This is a genomic window from Gilliamella sp. wkB308 (genome assembly GCF_001690185.1).
Lineage (GTDB): Bacteria > Pseudomonadota > Gammaproteobacteria > Enterobacterales > Orbaceae > Gilliamella > Gilliamella apicola_I.
Window position 1 is genome coordinate 34156 of the sequence record NZ_LZGN01000028.1, and the last position, 17502, is coordinate 51657.

At 35.1% G+C, this 17502-nt stretch carries 18 protein-coding genes; 6 read left to right on the forward strand and 12 right to left on the reverse strand.

The window, feature by feature from the left end:
• Positions 1-74: 74 nt before the first annotated feature.
• On the forward strand, positions 75-923 hold the full coding sequence (gene rapZ / locus A9G10_RS04345; protein WP_065558400.1) for an RNase adapter RapZ: 849 nt from the start codon (positions 75-77) through the stop codon (positions 921-923).
• On the opposite strand, the gene A9G10_RS04350 is transcribed toward rapZ, so the two are convergent.
• Positions 924-1745, reverse strand: coding sequence for a divergent polysaccharide deacetylase family protein (locus A9G10_RS04350; protein ID WP_065558401.1), 822 nt, complete (start codon positions 1743-1745; stop codon positions 924-926). It abuts the gene before it with no gap.
• The gene (envC, locus tag A9G10_RS04355) at positions 1742-2950 is read right to left on the reverse strand and encodes a murein hydrolase activator EnvC (RefSeq protein ID WP_065558402.1); all 1209 of its coding nucleotides are present in this window, start codon (positions 2948-2950) and stop codon (positions 1742-1744) included. Before envC ends, A9G10_RS04350 begins: the two co-directional genes overlap by 4 nt.
• A 212-nt stretch (positions 2951-3162) precedes the next feature.
• Here envC and glyQ point away from each other — a divergent pair, with 212 nt between their 5' ends.
• The 3 genes from glyQ (at position 3163) to ybaK (ending at position 7630) form a co-directional block, all read left to right on the forward strand.
• A complete protein-coding gene (glyQ, locus tag A9G10_RS04360) occupies positions 3163-4098 on the forward strand; it encodes a glycine--tRNA ligase subunit alpha (protein WP_065558403.1) in 936 nt (311 codons plus the stop codon).
• Between the two features lie 8 nt (positions 4099-4106).
• Complete coding sequence (glyS, locus tag A9G10_RS04365; RefSeq protein ID WP_065558404.1) at positions 4107-6179, forward strand: glycine--tRNA ligase subunit beta; 2073 nt, start codon at positions 4107-4109, stop codon at positions 6177-6179.
• A 965-nt stretch (positions 6180-7144) separates the two neighbouring features.
• On the forward strand, positions 7145-7630 hold the full coding sequence (gene ybaK, locus A9G10_RS04375) for a Cys-tRNA(Pro) deacylase (protein ID WP_065558406.1): 486 nt from the start codon (positions 7145-7147) through the stop codon (positions 7628-7630).
• 173 nt (positions 7631-7803) lie between these two features.
• Here the strand turns inward: ybaK and A9G10_RS04380 are convergent, their stop codons facing one another.
• From A9G10_RS04380 to A9G10_RS04395, 4 genes are all read right to left on the reverse strand, one after another.
• Entirely contained in the window at positions 7804-8076 is a 273-nt protein-coding gene (locus tag A9G10_RS04380) for an HU family DNA-binding protein (RefSeq protein WP_065558407.1), read from the reverse strand.
• A gap of 176 nt (positions 8077-8252) precedes the next feature.
• A complete protein-coding gene (locus A9G10_RS04385; protein ID WP_065558408.1) occupies positions 8253-8846 on the reverse strand; it encodes a YjaG family protein in 594 nt (197 codons plus the stop codon).
• Positions 8839-9912, reverse strand: a complete 1074-nt coding sequence (gene hemE / locus A9G10_RS04390) for a uroporphyrinogen decarboxylase (protein ID WP_065558409.1) — start codon at positions 9910-9912, stop codon at positions 8839-8841. The genes A9G10_RS04385 and hemE overlap by 8 nt, the downstream gene beginning before the upstream one ends.
• Before the next feature lie 89 nt (positions 9913-10001).
• Positions 10002-10901 (reverse strand): LysR family transcriptional regulator ArgP, encoded by a 900-nt coding sequence (locus A9G10_RS04395; protein ID WP_065558410.1) that lies wholly within the window; start codon positions 10899-10901, stop codon positions 10002-10004.
• 208 nt (positions 10902-11109) lie between these two features.
• Between A9G10_RS04395 and rpiA the strand changes: the two genes are divergently transcribed.
• Both rpiA and serA read left to right on the forward strand, forming a co-directional pair.
• Positions 11110-11784 (forward strand): ribose-5-phosphate isomerase RpiA, encoded by a 675-nt coding sequence (rpiA, locus tag A9G10_RS04400; protein ID WP_065558411.1) that lies wholly within the window; start codon positions 11110-11112, stop codon positions 11782-11784.
• 59 nt (positions 11785-11843) lie between these two features.
• Positions 11844-13085: a phosphoglycerate dehydrogenase gene (gene serA / locus A9G10_RS04405; protein WP_065558412.1), complete on the forward strand. Its 1242-nt coding sequence runs from the start codon at positions 11844-11846 to the stop codon at positions 13083-13085.
• Positions 13086-13221: 136 nt separating this feature from the next.
• Here the strand turns inward: serA and srlR are convergent, their stop codons facing one another.
• The 6 genes from srlR to srlA form a co-directional block, all read right to left on the reverse strand.
• Complete coding sequence (gene srlR / locus A9G10_RS04410; RefSeq protein ID WP_065558413.1) at positions 13222-14001, reverse strand: glucitol operon DNA-binding transcriptional repressor SrlR; 780 nt, start codon at positions 13999-14001, stop codon at positions 13222-13224.
• Positions 14002-14103: 102 nt separating this feature from the next.
• Positions 14104-14469, reverse strand: a complete 366-nt coding sequence (locus tag A9G10_RS04415) for a transcriptional regulator GutM (protein WP_065558414.1) — start codon at positions 14467-14469, stop codon at positions 14104-14106.
• 72 nt (positions 14470-14541) lie between these two features.
• Positions 14542-15321: a sorbitol-6-phosphate dehydrogenase gene (srlD, locus tag A9G10_RS04420; protein ID WP_065558415.1), complete on the reverse strand. Its 780-nt coding sequence runs from the start codon at positions 15319-15321 to the stop codon at positions 14542-14544.
• 10 nt (positions 15322-15331) lie between these two features.
• The gene (locus A9G10_RS04425) at positions 15332-15703 is read right to left on the reverse strand and encodes a PTS glucitol/sorbitol transporter subunit IIA (RefSeq protein WP_257006720.1); all 372 of its coding nucleotides are present in this window, start codon (positions 15701-15703) and stop codon (positions 15332-15334) included.
• A 21-nt stretch (positions 15704-15724) separates the two neighbouring features.
• Positions 15725-16729 carry a PTS glucitol/sorbitol transporter subunit IIB gene (srlE, locus tag A9G10_RS04430; RefSeq protein WP_065558437.1) on the reverse strand — a complete coding sequence of 335 codons (1005 nt, stop codon included), beginning with the start codon at positions 16727-16729 and terminating at the stop codon, positions 15725-15727.
• A 30-nt stretch (positions 16730-16759) separates the two neighbouring features.
• Positions 16760-17308, reverse strand: coding sequence for a PTS glucitol/sorbitol transporter subunit IIC (gene srlA, locus A9G10_RS04435; protein ID WP_065558417.1), 549 nt, complete (start codon positions 17306-17308; stop codon positions 16760-16762).
• Between the last annotated feature and the right edge of the window lie 194 nt (positions 17309-17502).

Genomic DNA, 17502 nt, shown 5'->3' on the forward strand with positions numbered 1-17502 from the left:
TTTATATTCCAAATTGCAAGTTTACGAATAAACGTTATATACTTACATGCATCAATTATATCGGAGTTGAAATTGTGATCCTACTGATAGTAAGTGGCCGTTCAGGTTCAGGAAAATCGATTGCATTACGTGCGCTAGAAGACATGGGTTTTTATTGTGTTGATAATATTCCTGTTGCTTTATTACCGCAATTAGCTGATTCACTCAAAAATAATAAAACCCCTGTTGCTGTGAGTATTGATATCCGTAATTTACCAATCAATTTTGATTTTGATAAAGATATATTTCAACGTTTACCTCAATCTGTTTCGCCTGAGATAATTTTTTTTGATTGTAGCCGTAATACGCTTATCCGTCGTTATAGTGAAACAAGACGAATTCACCCATTGGCTAATCAGCAATTTTCGCTTGAAGAAGCCATCGATAAAGAAGAAAAGTATTTAGAACCCTTAAAATCTCATGCCAGTTTAATGATTAATACAGATAATCTTTCAGTGCATGAACTATCAGATATTTTACGATCTCGTATTTTAGGCAAAAAAGAGCGTGAACTCACCATGATTTTTGAATCATTTGGTTTTAAGCATGGTTTACCGGTGGATGCAGATTTTGTCTTTGATGTTCGTTTTTTACCGAATCCACACTGGGATGTATCGTTAAGACCATTAACAGGATTAGATGATCCCGTCAAAAACTATCTGTTAAAACATGATGAAGTGACTAATTTTATTTATCAAACTGCAGATTATTTAAAAAATTGGTTACCAATGTTAGAAAAAAACAATCGAAGTTATTTAACTATTGCAATTGGTTGCACAGGTGGTCAGCACCGTTCCGTGTTCATTGCTGACCAGTTAGCTGATATTTTTCGAGCTCAAAATAAACAAGTCCAAGTCCGTCATCGAACATTAGAAAAGAAGTAGTTATTGCTGCATTATCGTTAAATAATAGATTTCATAACCTATTTTTTCAAATATTTTGTATATATCTTTGAAGGTTAATGTTTGTTTTTCGGGTAAGGACTCTGGATGAATTAATTGACTAAGTTTAACAAGTTGTATATCTGAAGGTAATTCGGACAGCTTCTTTGTTAATACGTTCACCGTTTGTGGATAAGGATGACCAATAACAATTGCCTGCCCTTTTTTTCGGGCTAATTCAATAGCAATATCAAATTGGTGAGCAATGGCAATTTCATTTTGTTTATCATCCAGAAAAACATCCCGAACGAGAACAGGAATATTATAGTTTTGAGCCGCATTCATTACCTGCGTTTTACCTATTGTTTTGCTGTCTAAATAGAAGAATGAATATTGGTTAAGTGCTTTCATAACATGCTCCATACCTTTAAGGTCAGATGTCATTAAACTTCCCATATGATTATTCACGCCAATTGCATAAGGTACGCGCTCAACAGCATTGGCAATAATTTGATTAACTTCTTCTTCCCCCATGTAAGGAAATAGTGTCTCTTTTTCTAACGGCTGTTTTGATAATGGTGCCATGGGTAAGTGAATAATCACCTCATTACCTTGCTTGTTTGCTAAGGTTGACATCCGTTTGGCATGGGGTGAATAAGGCAAGACTGCAATCGTAATATTAGGTGATAGTGAAATAATTTTTTGTTCATTTTGCTGACGATAACCGAAGTCATCAATAACAATAGCCAGTTGTGAAGCAAGTCCACTATTGATAGGAAATAATAACAGGCTCGTTAAAATTAAACTTACACAGCGTACAATCATTTTAACCATCCACTCGGATCTAGCGCTTTACCATCACGCCGAATTTCAAAATAAAGTCCGGGGTTATTTTGACCACCACTCGAGCCAACAATTGCAATTGATTGACCGGTTTTAATTTTATCCCCAACTCCCACTAAAACACGCTGATTATATCCATATAAGCTCATATCGCCTTTTCCGTGTTCTAAAACCACCATAAATCCATATCCTTGTAGCCAACTGGCTAATAACACTCTTCCATCAGCAATTGCTTTAACTGTCGCACCATTTTTCGCATTAATGACCATGCCTTTCCAGTATAATTCGCCCTGTAATGCCTCACCAAATCGATGTGCCACACTCCCACTTACCGGCCAATTAAATTGATGAGCCGGTTTGCCAATACCACTCACTCTTGCCATAAGTGATTGTTCATCTGAGCTCAGTGTATAGTTATTATTTTTTTGTTTTTCTTCAATACTTTTCGCTTGCCTTGCTTCTTCTTCTGCAATACGTTGGCTTTCTTTTTCTGCTTGAGCAATTTTTGCTTGCAATTTCGCTTCGTTTTCACGTAATTGCGCTAATTTTTGTTGATTCTGTTGCATAGATGATTCTAGCGATACTATCGTTTTTTTACGATTTTGACGATTTTTTTCAAGTCTCAATTGTTCTTGCTTTTGTCTATTTTGTAATACTTTATGAGAGGACTCTTTTTTTTGCAAAGCGGCTTTTTTTTCACTTAATTGTAATTGGATCTGTTTAAGCTCATTAATTAATTGCTGTCGAGCTTGGTTAATGTATCCGTAATACTGAATAATTCGTTCGTTACGTTCACCCTTATCACCCGAAAATACCAGTTCTAATCCGCTATTTTTTCCAATTTTAAATGCACCAACTAATTGTTTAGCTAACACTGCTCGTTGCTGTGCTTGCTTATTAACCAGTTCATCTATTTGGTCAATCATTATATGTATTTCTTGATTGAGTTTTTTTAACGATAAATCATTTTTTTCAATTGAGGTCAACAAAATTGCTATTTCGGTTTCTTGCTGTTTAAGATCTTTGACTAATTGAGTGCGTTGTTTATTTTGTTCTGCTATTCGATTTTCTTGTTCTTCGATTGAACGACGCAAAGACTCTAGCCTCTGAGTATCATCAGCGTGCAAAAAACTAACATTGATTAATGTTATAAAAATAATCACAACAATTTTTTGATAAATAGACATGGTGTTTTATTTTAGATTTATTACCAAGCAATAATGATAATGTCACTATACCGACAAATAGGTAAAGATGCAAAATGTAAACCACATTAAGATAGTCAAGTAATATATTATGATATGAAGCGATTAGACATTTCACAAGCACTCATAAAAAGTATAAAATACAGCACTGTTTTAAATATCGAAAAAATCAATTCAACCATAAAGACAACATCATGCAAAAGTTTAATGTCAAAACCTTTCAAGGTTTAATACTTACGTTACAAGATTACTGGGCTAATCAAGGTTGTACAGTGATTCAACCCTTAGATATGGAAGTGGGAGCAGGTACATCACATCCAATGACCTGCTTACGTGCGCTTGGACCTGAGCCAATTAATGCTGCTTATGTTCAGCCTTCACGTCGCCCTACTGATGGTCGTTATGGTGAAAATCCAAATAGGCTACAACATTATTATCAATTCCAAGTTATTTTAAAACCTTCACCCGATAATATCCAAGAACTTTATTTAGGTTCGTTAAAGGAACTTGGTCTAGATCCGACAATCAATGATATTCGCTTTGTTGAAGACAATTGGGAAAACCCAACCTTAGGTGCTTGGGGGCTTGGCTGGGAAGTGTGGTTAAATGGCATGGAAGTAACCCAATTTACTTATTTTCAACAAGTCGGTGGACTTGAATGTAAGCCAGTAACAGGTGAAATAACATATGGTTTGGAACGACTAGCCATGTATATTCAAGGCGTCGATAGTGTTTACGATTTGATTTGGAGTGATGGAGCATTTGGTAAAACGACTTATGGCGATGTTTTCCATCAAAACGAAGTTGAACAATCAACTTACAATTTTGAATATGCGAATACTGACTTCTTATTTTACTGTTTTGAACAACACGAAAAAGAAGCAAAATTTTTGCTTGAGTTAGAAAAGCCACTTCCTTTACCAGCTTATGAACGTATTTTAAAGGCCGCTCACTGTTTTAATTTACTTGATGCCCGCAAAGCCATTTCGGTTACAGAGCGACAACGCTATATATTACGTATCCGAACATTAACTAAAATGGTTGCTGAAGCCTATTATGCATCACGTGAAGCGCTCGGTTTCCCTATGTGCCAAAATTCACCTTCAAGCGAAAGTGCATCATCTAAGTAGGAATATATATTATGCAAAAAACATTTTTAGTGGAAATTGGTACAGAAGAGTTACCTCCAAAATCGCTCCGCACTTTGGCTGAAAGTTTTGCGGCTAATTTTATCGAACAACTGGATAATGCAAATTTAGAACATGGTGAAGTCCTTTGGTATGCATCACCAAGACGTTTAGCATTAAAAGTATTAAATCTGAATGATACTCAACCTGATAGCCAAATCGTCAAACGAGGCCCAGCAGTAAGTGCAGCATTCGATCAAGCAGGAAATCCAACGAAAGCCGCAGAAGGTTGGGCACGTGGTTGTGGTATTACGGTTGATCAAGCAGAACGAATACAAACAGATAAAGGGGAATGGCTTTCTTATACACAAAATCAAAAAGGACAGCCTGTTGTCAATTTGTTATGTGATATGGTTAAAAATGCTTTAAACAAATTACCGATACCAAAACCAATGCGCTGGGCAGCCCGTCAAGTTGAATTTATTCGCCCAAGCCATACTGTGACGATGTTATATGGTGATGAACTGGTACCAGGCACTATTTTAGACATTGATTCCGCACGGGTGATCCGTGGACACCGTTTTATGGGTGAACAGGAGTTTACTATCGATAATGCCGATCAATATCCTGAAATTTTAGAACAACGCGGTAAAGTTATTGCTGATTATGATAAACGTAAATTAATCATCCAACAACAAGCAGAAGCTGCAGCGGCAAAACTTAATGGTAAAGCGGATTTAACAGATAGTTTATTAGAAGAAGTCTCTTCATTGGTTGAGTGGCCGGTTGTTTTAACAGCAAAATTTGAAGAACGATTTTTAGATGTCCCTGCTGAATCACTTGTTTATACCATGAAAGGTGATCAAAAATACTTCCCTGTTTATGATAAACAAGGAAAATTACTACCGAATTTTATTTTTGTTGCCAATATTGAGTCAAAAGATCCGCAAGTGGTCATTGCTGGTAATGAAAAAGTAGTTCGTCCACGTTTAGCTGATGCCGAGTTTTTTTATAAAACAGATTTAAAACAGCGTTTAGAAGATCGCTTACCTCGCCTTGAAACAGTGTTATTTCAACAACAGTTGGGTACAGTAAAAGATAAAGCATTACGTATAGAATCATTGGCAGGTTTTATTGCTGAGCAAATTGGTGCAGATGTAGCGCAAGCAAAACGTGCAGGCAAATTAACTAAATGTGATTTAGTCACAAACACTGTTTTCGAGTTTCCTGAAACACAAGGGATTATGGGACGTTATTTAGCCCTTAAAGATGGTGAAAGTGTTGAAGTCGCCACCGCCATAGAAGAACAGTATAAACCTCGTTTTTCAGGTGATGAGTTACCAAGTACAGCTGTTTCTTGTGCAGTTTCAATCGCTGAAAAAATGGATACTTTAGCGGGTATTTTTGGTATTGGGCAACATCCTAAAGGCGATAAAGATCCCTTCGCACTACGACGTGCGGCTATTGGCGTTTTAAGAATCATTGTAGAAAAAAACTTACCGTTAGATCTTATTGCATTATCTGAATTTGCCACTTCATTATATGGTGATAAATTAAATAACCAAAATGTAGTAACCGATATTGTTAGTTTTATGCAAGGTCGTTTTCGTGCTTGGTATCAAGAACTTGGTTTCACGATTGATACTATTCAAGCCGTATTGGCTCTTAATCCTACCAAACCAGCCGATTTTGATGCGCGTGTAAAAGCCGTAACACATTTTAGAACACTGCCAGAAGCATCATCATTAGCTGAAGCAAATAAACGAGTATCAAATATATTATCTAAAGCAGAACTAGCAATTCCTGATAGTGTTAATGCTTCACTGCTTGAAGCAGGTGCAGAAGGAGAGTTAGCAAAACATGTTGCGGTGTTAATGGATAAATTAGCCCCATATTTTAATCAAGGACGGTATCAAGATGCTCTCGTTGAGTTATCTGCGCTTAAAGCACCCGTTGATGAATTTTTTGCTTCAGTTATGGTAATGGTTGATGATGAAAAAATAAAACTTAATCGTTTATCATTATTGAAAAAACTACAAAGTTTATTTTTAAAAGTTGCGGATATCTCATTATTACAATCATAATAAGTATGTATCAACACTTGTGGTAGCCTATTTTGGTTACCACTTAATGACTTAGAGCTAAAAAATGCAAACCGAATTATCCTTTTATCGATTGTTAAATGAAACAATTAATTTTATTAGAAATCGTTTTCAGCCAATCATTATCATCTGTTTTTTAATCAGTGCCACTACCACACCAATTTTAAATCATGTATTTGATAAACAACTTTTTCAGCAACTATCTAACCAATCTCTTAATGTCGTGTTATTGCAATTATTAAAACCAGCAATGATTTATATGCTGATAAATTTTATGACGCAGGCGGTTATACTTGCTGTGATATATAATTATTCAATCAGTAATAAATTTAATTTCAATTTAATATTGTCCCGTTTGTTACCAAATATATTGAATTTAATTGGTTTAAGTTTAGTTTGTGCATGTTTAATTGTTACTGGGTTAATATTTATGTTATTAATATGCTCAGTTTTGAATCTAATTTTACCCATCCAAATCATGAATCTTTTAATTTCAACGGTCACGATTGTTGTTATGATTGTTATATCGATAGTTTATCTCCAATTCAATAGTTTAATTATTGAACCTTCAACAAAAGATTTTTTCCAAAAATTTATAGAATGTTTTACACACACGTTGATGTATTGGCGATTAACCTTACCAATGTTTTTAATCTACTTTTTAGCTATATTTGTATTGTCACATTGGGCTGTTTCAATTACATCGCTGATGATAAATATTATCTATTCAACAATAATAATGTTTGCAAATATCTTTATGATATGTTTCCTTTATCGTCTCAATATGCTATTAAAAAACCAGCATAAAACACATTAAAAACCAGAGCAAAATATCAATTAATTATTTAAAATTATCCATTATTATTTTTTAATCACTCTATTAAAAATTTATAGAGTGATTAAAATTAAATGATGCCCTATCATTTAGAATTACAGGGGATATTGATATGACACCAGCGATTAACCAACTAAAAAAATTAAAAATTCAATTTAAAATTCATCAATATGAACACGACCCTAATACAACCAATTACGGTCAAGAAGCTGTCAATAAACTTGATCCAACATTAAATGTGGTTGCCGATCAAATTTTTAAAACGCTTGTTGTAAGTTTAAACAACAATGACAAAACATTAGCTGTTTGCGTATTACCTGTTAATAAACATTTAGATCTTAAAAAAGTAGCAAAAGCATTTAACTGTAAAAAAATTGATTTAACCCATCCTAATATAGCTGAAAAAACGACAGGTTATTTGGTTGGAGGAATCAGTCCATTAGGTCAGAAAAGACGTCTACCGACATTAATTGATATTAGCGCAAATTATTTAACCACTATGCTAGTATCAGGCGGAAAAAGAGGATTAGAAATTGAAATAGCACCTAGTGATTTACTTACAGTATTAAATGCTAAATTTATAGAAATTACATCTTAGTTTAATTAAATAATATTAGCTAACAATCACAGATTAAATGTAAGAAAATTTAAATGCATTGTAATGCAATTGATGTGATTTAATCATTTTTTTAAATAGAAAGGTCATGAAACAATGTTCCATGACCTAACGTTATTTATTGTCAAAAAAATATTTTCGACAATTTCAAAAAACTATTTGATTGCTTCTTTAAGACTTTTACCTGATACAAAAGCAGGTACTTTACTTGCAGCAATTTTGATTTCTTTACCAGTTTTTGGATTACGACCCGTGCGTGCTTTACGAGCATTAACTTTAAATGTACCGAAACCAACTAATTGTACTGGTTCACCAGCTTTTAATGATTCAGTAATAGCTGCTAATGTAGCTTCTAACGCAGTTTTAGCTGCAACTTTAGTAATATCAGCTTTACTAGCAATTGCATCGACAAGTTCTGTTTTATTCATGGAAATATCCTTACATATTTATTTTATTGTTAAAGTTAACATAATAAAGAAAGTTAATTACATAACTTTCCAACTGTAAACAACATTTAGGTTACATTGCTATTAAATGTAGTCTATATTGCTCTAATATAAAAGAAAAATTTATTAAAAAATAAAAAAATCATGGCTTGAACGCTTTAATCGCTCAAAAAAACACCAATATTGCTCATTTGTGACGTTCGAATTTCTGCTTTTAGACCTTTTATTAAATCTTCCATTTCATTTTTTTCATCGCGTAATAATCGGAAAATTTCCCATTGCAAATCAAATTCATCAATTACACTAGGTAATTGCTGTTGTTCATCCTCTGAAAGTAAAATATTTTCTTTTGTCATCTCAAATTCAGCAATGGTTGTCGCTGATATACTACTTACTTTAGCGGTGTGTTCAGCAATATCACCACTTAAATACGAGTGTAACAACTCGCTAAGTGCCTGACATGCATCAATAGCAGGATAGACCATATAAGGGCTTTCATTAGTAAAAACAGGAATGATAGCTTCTAATTTTTCTAGCTGTAAATCAAAGTTTATTTTTACATCATAGACTAATAAGGATTCCCATATTAAATCAAGTATTTTTTTGTAATTTTTACTATCTTCTTGATTTTCAACTTGTTTGCAGTAGTAAACAAAGTTAGGGTACATTCGTTCACACAAACAAACCATAAATAAACGTTGTTGCCATTCAGGCAATTTTTCCATTCTTAATTGAATTGGGTTTTTAATCATGATGAAACCTTTTTGATTGACGATGAACCGCGTCAATTAAATATTGTACATGTTCTAGCGGAATATCTTGATGAATACCATGTCCTAAATTAAAAACATGGCCATTATGATAGCCAAATTCCGATAACACAGCATCTACATTTGCTTCAATTATCTGCTTATCAGCATATAATACTGAAGGATCAAGATTACCTTGTACCGCTATTTGTCCTTTTTGTGACACGTTACTTAGATCAACTGTCCAATCAACACCTATCGCATCACACCCCGAGTTTATAATACTGTCTAACCATAATCCGCCACCTTTAGTAAATAAGGTTACAGGTACATAAGAAGTGATATTTTGACTCTTTTTACCTTGTTTTAATTGCGATAGGATTAATTTCATATAATCTAATGAAAACGTTTGATAGCTTTGATGACTCAGCACCCCGCCCCAAGTATCAAATATCATTATCGACTGCGCGCCGGCTTCAATTTGGGCATTTAGATATATAGCGACACTGTTAGCCAGTTTTTCAAGTAATAGGTGTAGTGCTTTAGGATCACTATACAGCATTTTTTTTATTTTTGTAAAAGCTTTACTGCTACCACCTTCAATCATATAGGTAGCGAGTGTCCACGGACTACCCGAAAATCCAATTAAGGGTACTGTTCCGTCGAGCTCTTTTTTGGTTAGCCGAATAGCATCCATCACATATCTTAATGATTGCTCTGGGTCAGGAATGGGGAGTTGCTGAATATCAGATAAACACTGAATTGATTGCTTAAATTTAGGGCCTTCTCCCGTCTCAAAATACAGACCAAGCCCCATTGCATCGGGAATAGTTAATATATCAGAAAAAATAATGGCAGCATCAAGATCAAATCTTTTCAGTGGCTGTAAAGTCACTTCACATGCTAAATCAGGGGTTTGACACATCGTCATAAAATCCCCTGCTTTAGCTCTTAAATCACGATATTCAGGTAAATAACGCCCAGCTTGGCGCATCATCCACACCGGTGTGTAATCAACGGGTAAACACTGTAAAGCTCGTAAATAACGATCATTTTTTAGTTGATACATAGCATCGACTCTTTTAGTTGTTATGACAATTGACCCAAACGTTTAAAGTTAACATCCTATTTTAGCATCTTATATGCTTATATAATCGATTATTTATGAGGTTGAGAGAGCACATTTTGTGCATAACGGATCAATGTTTCAGAAATATTTTGCATCACACTACTTTCTGGGGCAAATCGATGCCAATAAAGCATTCGTCTTTGATAAAGACCTTCTGTTAAATTGACAAGCTCACCAGTTTTTAGCTCTTGTTCAACTTGAAGTTTTGGTAACATACAACAAGCCGAACCTTGTTTTGCTAGCTGAACAAATGCTTCAGAAGAACTTGTTATATGACAAACGACACTTCCTGGCGTAAGATTAAAATTCTCTTGTAAAAAAGCTTGATGCATATCATCTAAATGGTCAAAGGCTACCGCTGGTGCCTTTAACAAGGAAGAACGGGTAACCCCATTAGGAAAATATTTTTTAGCAAAATCTGGCGACGCAACAAAAATATAGTCTAAAGCGCCTAACATGTCTGACAAGCAACCTGGTAATGGATTGGCTTGAATACTGATTGCAGCCACAACTGTACCAAGTCGCAGTAATTCTAATGTATGTTCTTCATCTTTAACTTGAATATCAAAACGTAAAATATTTTTATCTAACACGGGTTTTAACGCTGGTAAAAGCCATGTTGCAAGCGAATCCGCATTGATTGCAATCGATAACGACAAAGGTGTCGGATTTTGATCGTTATCGCCTAACCATTGTTGTTCAAGTAATTCTACTTGATGCAATAAACCTAAAAGATGTTCCCCTTGCTTGGTCGCTTTGGGTGGAATGGTTCTGACTAAAAGCTGTTGACCAAAAAAACTTTCAAGTTGCTTGATGCGTTGCGAAACCGCCGGTTGTGTAATGCACAATTTATCGGCTGCTCTTTCAAAACCTCGCTCTTTTATTACTGCATCTAATGCTTGTAATGCTCTATAATCTGGACGCTTCATAATCTCTTTACGAATAATGGGATCTTTGCTTGAATACTCAAAGCTTTTAGATCAAGCTAATTTTTTAAATAGATCTAAAACTTAATATATTTTATCAAAATACTAATGATTTTTGCTTTCCAAACAGTTACTATGCCATATCTTCAGTAATTTTGCTTTCAAAATTTTATTTTTTTGAATAAAAATTATTTAAAACTACGGTGATATTATGACGCAAGATGAATTAAAAAAAGCGGTCGGCTGGTCTGCTTTAAAGTTTGTAAAACCCAACTCTTTAGTCGGAGTTGGAACTGGGTCAACAGCAGCACATTTTATTGATGCTTTAGCAACGATTAAAGGTCAAATTAAAGGAACGGTTTCAAGTTCAGAAGCTTCTACCCAAAAACTACTCAGCTATGGTATCCCCGTACTTGATTGTAATGAAGTCGATAGTTTGGATGTTTATGTTGATGGCGCAGATGAAATTAATTATCAGATGCAGATGATAAAAGGTGGAGGAGCTGCACTCACGCGCGAAAAAATTGTTTCAGCATTAGCTAAACAGTTTATTTGTATTGTTGATGAATCAAAAGTTGTCAACGTATTAGGTAAATTTCCTTTACCCATTGAAGTTATTCCAATGGCTAGATCATACGTTGCACGTGAATTATTTAAACTGGGTGGAAAACCCGTTTACCGTCAAGGCGTTGTGACTGATAATGGCAATGTTATTTTAGACATTCATGATTTAGTCATCACAAATCCAATTGAATTAGAAAATTGTATTAATAATATTCCGGGTGTCGTCACAGTTGGTTTGTTTGCTAACCGAGGTGCAAACATTGCATTAGTCGGTTCAAGTTCAGGTGTTAAAGAATTAACATTAGACCGTTGTTCAAATTAAATTGAGTGTTATTATTAAAGCTTTACGCATTGATGTGGTATATGGAAAGAGAGGAAAAGATGGTTGTTCAGGCTTTAACCAAAGATGAAAATAAGTTTTTATTACTTGAAGGTGTTCACCCTAGTGCAGTTGAGGTACTCAAATCCGCTGGTTTTACAAATATAGAATATCTTAAAAGCGCCTTATCGCCTACCGAACTTAAAACAGCCTTAAAAGATGTCCGCTTCATAGGAATTCGCTCAAGAACTCATTTAACCGAAGATATTATTAATTCAGCACCTAAATTAGCCGGTATTGGTTGTTTTTGTATAGGCACGAATCAAGTTGATCTAGATGCTGCAACTGTTAAAGGTATTCCTGTTTTCAATGCTCCATTTTCGAATACTCGATCTGTTGCGGAACTTGTTTTAGCCGAAGCCATATTATTGCTTCGACGAGTACCTGAAGCCAATGCTCAAGCTCACCAAGGTAAATGGAATAAAATAGCAACCGGATCTCATGAAGCGCGAGGAAAAAATTTAGGTATTATTGGCTATGGCCACATTGGTAGCCAATTAAGTATATTAGCTGAATCATTGGGAATGAATGTCTATTTTTATGACATTGAGACTAAATTACCTTTAGGCAATGCAAAACAGATAGCAACGATGAATGAATTACTCGCGATGAGTGATATTGTCAGTATGCATGTCCCTGAAAACCCAACGACAATCAGAATGATCAGCAAAAATGAAATCAATCAAATGAAATCAGGTGCGATATTAATTAATGCATCACGCGGTAAGGTTATCGATCTTGATGCATTAACTGATGCTTTAAAAGCCAATAAAATTAGTGGTGCCGCCATTGATGTATTTCCAAGTGAACCAGCAAGTAATAATGATCCATTTGAATCGCCACTATGTGAATTCGATAATGTCATTATCACTCCACATATTGGTGGTTCTACCAGTGAAGCTCAAGAAAACATTGGTATCGAGGTGGCAACTAAATTGGCTAAATATTCCGACACGGGTGCGACCTTATCTGCTGTCAATTTTCCTGAAGCCTCTTTACCTATTCCGGCTAAAGGCTCAAGTCGATTTATCAATATTCACCATAATCAACCCGGTGTATTAACCGCAATCAATACTCTGTTTGCCGAACAAGGTTTAAATATTTCTGCTCAATATCTACAAACGGATCCTAAAATTGGCTATGTAGTTATTGATATCGATAGGGTTGAACAAAGTAAAGCTGAAGAGTTATTAATTAAACTCAAAAATGTCGCAGGGACTATCAGAGCAAGATTGCTATTTTAGCTAAAGAAAATTATCAATAAAAGGCTTATTGATAATGGGTTTTGGTTTCTAACGTATCTCAATATATATTAAGATTACGAAAGAAGCCAAATACTCCGGAAATTTAATTTCACATTCGATCAAACTTTAGTATTAACTATTTATCAACGACTTTCACTTTAATAACATTGATACCCCGTTGCATCAAAGCATCATAATATTTATCATCTAAATGGTCATCAGTGATGATAGTATCCACTGCATCTAAATCACAAACGACATTTGGGCTTCGTCGTCCAAACTTTGAAGAATCCGCTAATAAAATCAGTTTGGCAGCAGCCTTACTCATTGCCACACTACCATGATAACTTTCATTAAAGGTGGTTACACCACCAACCAAATCCACGCCATCAGCCCCCATAAACAGTTTATCAAATGAATAGGATTCAAATGCTGCAATAGCGGAAGCATTATTACTATGAAACGAGGCGGATTTACGACGAAATGTGCCACCTGTTAATATAATATTTTGGTCATTATCGTTAGCAACGAGCTCATTCACCATATGTAAACTATTGGTCATGATAGTTAAATTATTAAATTGAGCTAGCATAGGAATCATTTGTGCAACCGTACTTCCTGCATCAAAAATAACAGAATCGCCGTCATGAATTAGTTTTGCGGCTTCTTGGGCTATTGCTTTTTTTTGTGCCGTATTAATATAAGTTTTGTGGTCAATCGCACGATCACCAATTTCGCGATTTAACATTGCACCACCATAAGTCCGTAGCACAAGTCCACTCTCATAGAGTTGAGTAAGATCTTTTCGAATAGTGGTACCCGTCGTTTGAAAATGGGTAGCTAGCTCATCAACACTCACTTGCCCATTTTTTTGCAGATATTCTAAGATTGCTGTTTGTCGTTGCCTTACTTTCATGATTGGAGTCCATTATTACTGTTCAATAACAGAATTAATTTATTGTATAAAATATTATACTTCATCATGAAAGAAAATACTTTTCAAAATAAAAGATAGGGATTATTTATTTGCTTTTAATGCAAGAATCAACGCGCTTTGAGACGCAAAATCATTGGGGAAAATTGTTTCCGGCATAATATCGGTAATATTTAGTCCCAATAATTGTGGTATCGGTTTTGGCAATGCAAAAACGGTGAACCCTTTCATCCATATTGAATCAATCACTTTTTTATCGTGATCTAATGATAGCGCGATTAAAACTTTCGGTTTAAAACGTTGAGCTTGGCTACGACCAACACCTAAATAAGTGCCTTTCTTCATCGACAAAAATGCTCGGTTAAAACGTCGGATCTGAAACCAACCAAGTATTATTTGTATACTCCAAGCAATTAGAGCTAATATGGCTAAATTAGTGGTCAAATTCATTATTATCTCCTTTTTACCAGACCAAAGAAAAGATGTGCGAAAGGCATCACTATACTTTCGCACCAAATTGAGTTAAAACATAACTTGCCCACCCGTAATATTAATTGATTGCCCTGTACAATATGATGCTTTATCGCTTGCATAAAATAACAATACATTAAGCACATCCTGATATTCACAGCCTCGTTTAAGTGGCACTTTATCAATATAAATTTGTTCAACTTGGTTTTCTGGTATACCGAGTTTTTTAGCATATTGTGGAATCAAGGATTGAAACATTGGCGATTTTAACAAGTTACCCAGCATCAATGAATTAACCGTAATCCCGTAGTCAGCTAGATCAAGCGCTAACGATTGTGTTAATCCAACACCGCCAAATTTTGCGGCGCTATACCCGGAATTATGTTTGCTACCCACTTTGCCCGATTTAGAGTTAATTTGTATAATTCGACCGGCAGTTTTATATTTAATCATCAAATTAGCGAATTCACGTGCACATAAAAAATAACCGGTAAGATTAACATTGACGGATAATTGAAAGTCTTTCAATACAAAATGAGTAATGGGCGCAGCTTTAGCAACGCCAGCACTATAAACCATTAAATCCATTCGTTTAAAAGTATTATCAATTTCGTCAGCCAACTGCCGCACACTTTCTTCATCGGTGGCATCCACCCTAAAACCTTTTGCAGTTCCTACACCATACTTGCTGTTTATTGTTTCAGCTACTTTATTTGCATTATCAATATTTAAATCTGCAACGGCAACTTTATATCCAGCATCGGCAATACCTTCAGATAAGAAAGCCCCTAAGGTTTGTCCACCACCTATAATGACTGCTACTTGTTTCATTTTCTGTTCCTTAAATAGTTAAAATTATAATTTCATCATCGATATTAAGTTGATTAGGTATTTCACCGATAACATGCACTGACCCCGGTAATTCAGCTTCATAATTCCCATCAAATCTTAATGTGATATGACCTAACTCTTTAAAATTGGTTGTGGCAACCTCTCCAACCGAAGTTATACGATAAGTGTGCTTGCCTAATTGAATGCATTGCCCTATTTCAAGGTTTTGCCTTAACTCGTCATGACTATGTATAAAGCAATAATTGGCAAAATCGGACGGTGAGCCTTCTTTAAACAGGATTAGCATGCCATCAGCCAACGCTTCTTTGGCAAAGTCACCAATTTGTTTAATTTTTGAATGGTAGATAACTTTTGACATCATTAACCTTCTTTGTTCGTTCGCTTATTGATAAATAAATAACGATACCGCCCACGCAATTAAAACAGTTGGTGCACCGGTTAAAAAACGACTGACTAAAACAGCGGGAACCCCAACACGTACGGTATCTTGTTTCGCTTCGGCAAGTGACAAACCGACAGGAATGAAATCACAAGCAGCTTGAGCATTAATGGCAAACAAAGCAGGTAAAGCTAAGTGTGGCGGAATATTACCAAGTCCAATTTGAACACCAACTAATGTCCCGATGACTTGTGCAATAACCGCACCAGGCCCTAAAAAAGGTGATAGTAATGGAAAAGAACAAATAAGCGCTAAAATAACCAGACCAAGTGGATTATCAGCTAATGGAACTAAGCCATGAGCAATTAAATCACCTAATCCTGACGCAATAATAATACCAATTAAGGCCGATACAAATGCCATAAACGGTAAAATAGTTTTAAGCACAGTATCAATCGTGTCACGACCAGCTTGAAAGAATACGGCAACACCTGATCCCATACCGATACCGATTTTTGCCAATAAACCATCGCTTTGTTCGGTAATTTTTTTACTACTGTCATACTCTTTAAAATTATTTGCTGACACTTTTTGATATGAATTGTTTGTAACAGATGCTTTCTGAATGTCAGTATCCTTCTCTTTTTCAATTAAAGTAATATTATTGGGTTTTACCGCGGACACATAAATGTCTTCTAAAATATATTGAGCAAGTGGTCCAGATTTACCTGTCGCATGAATATTAATCGTTGGAACTCGATTTTTAGGATAGATACCACATCGTAATGTACCACCACAATCAATGACAGCAACACCAATTTCATCTTTAGGCGGTTCTCCTTCTTTAAAACCATCAATAGCTTGCCAACCCGTTAATTTTTCTAATGTATCAACAATTGCTGGTCGGGTACCTGCTGCAATGTAGACGATTTTTTTACCCGCTATAATTGGCAGTTCTAAAGGTCCACCCCAACCAGCTTCACCTTTTTCAATTCGAATAAATTTCATCATGTTCATTTCCTTGTTTAATCCTTTTAATTATAGATGTACCTTTCGATCTAATTTAATGCCCATTTTTCTTTCAAAAATAGCAGTACAAAAATCAGTAATCCAACCTCTAAAAAAGTTTGAGAATAAGCCAACTAAAAAATAACTTACTGCCAATGGTCCTAAAGGAAGATTTAAGGTTGTTAACCCAGCAGCGATACCTAAATAAACAAAAAGTTCACCGGGATTAACATGAGGAAATAGCCCATTCATTGAATGGCAGCTGTAAGAAGATGCCGCATAATAACTAGGTTTGTAAAACTCGGGCATAAAACGCCCTAGGCTTAGCGTCATCGGATTACAAAAAACAAATGTGCCTATTAAAGGTAACAATAAATATCGTGAAATAGGATTGCCGGCACAAGCTTGCGCTAAGCGCTCGATACGGTCTTGCCCAATGAATTTGATTACGGCATTCATAACCACTAACAGTGAAATTAACAGTGGTAATATTCCGGTAACCATACCGACAAACACTTTTCCACCTTCTTGAAATAAGCCGATAAACCATTCGGCGCCATATGAAATTGTATCAATCATAATTTCTCCTCATTAATTAAACTTCAAACAAAGAGTATCAATTTCAAAAACACAAAACTTTTAACTATGTCACAATTTGAAATAATTTCTTTTATTGTGAAAGAATTTATTTCAAATAACGCTTTATTTAGAATAAAAATAAGAATCATAGACTGCTGAAATAGCAGTAATAGTTAAAAATAGCTCATTTTGAT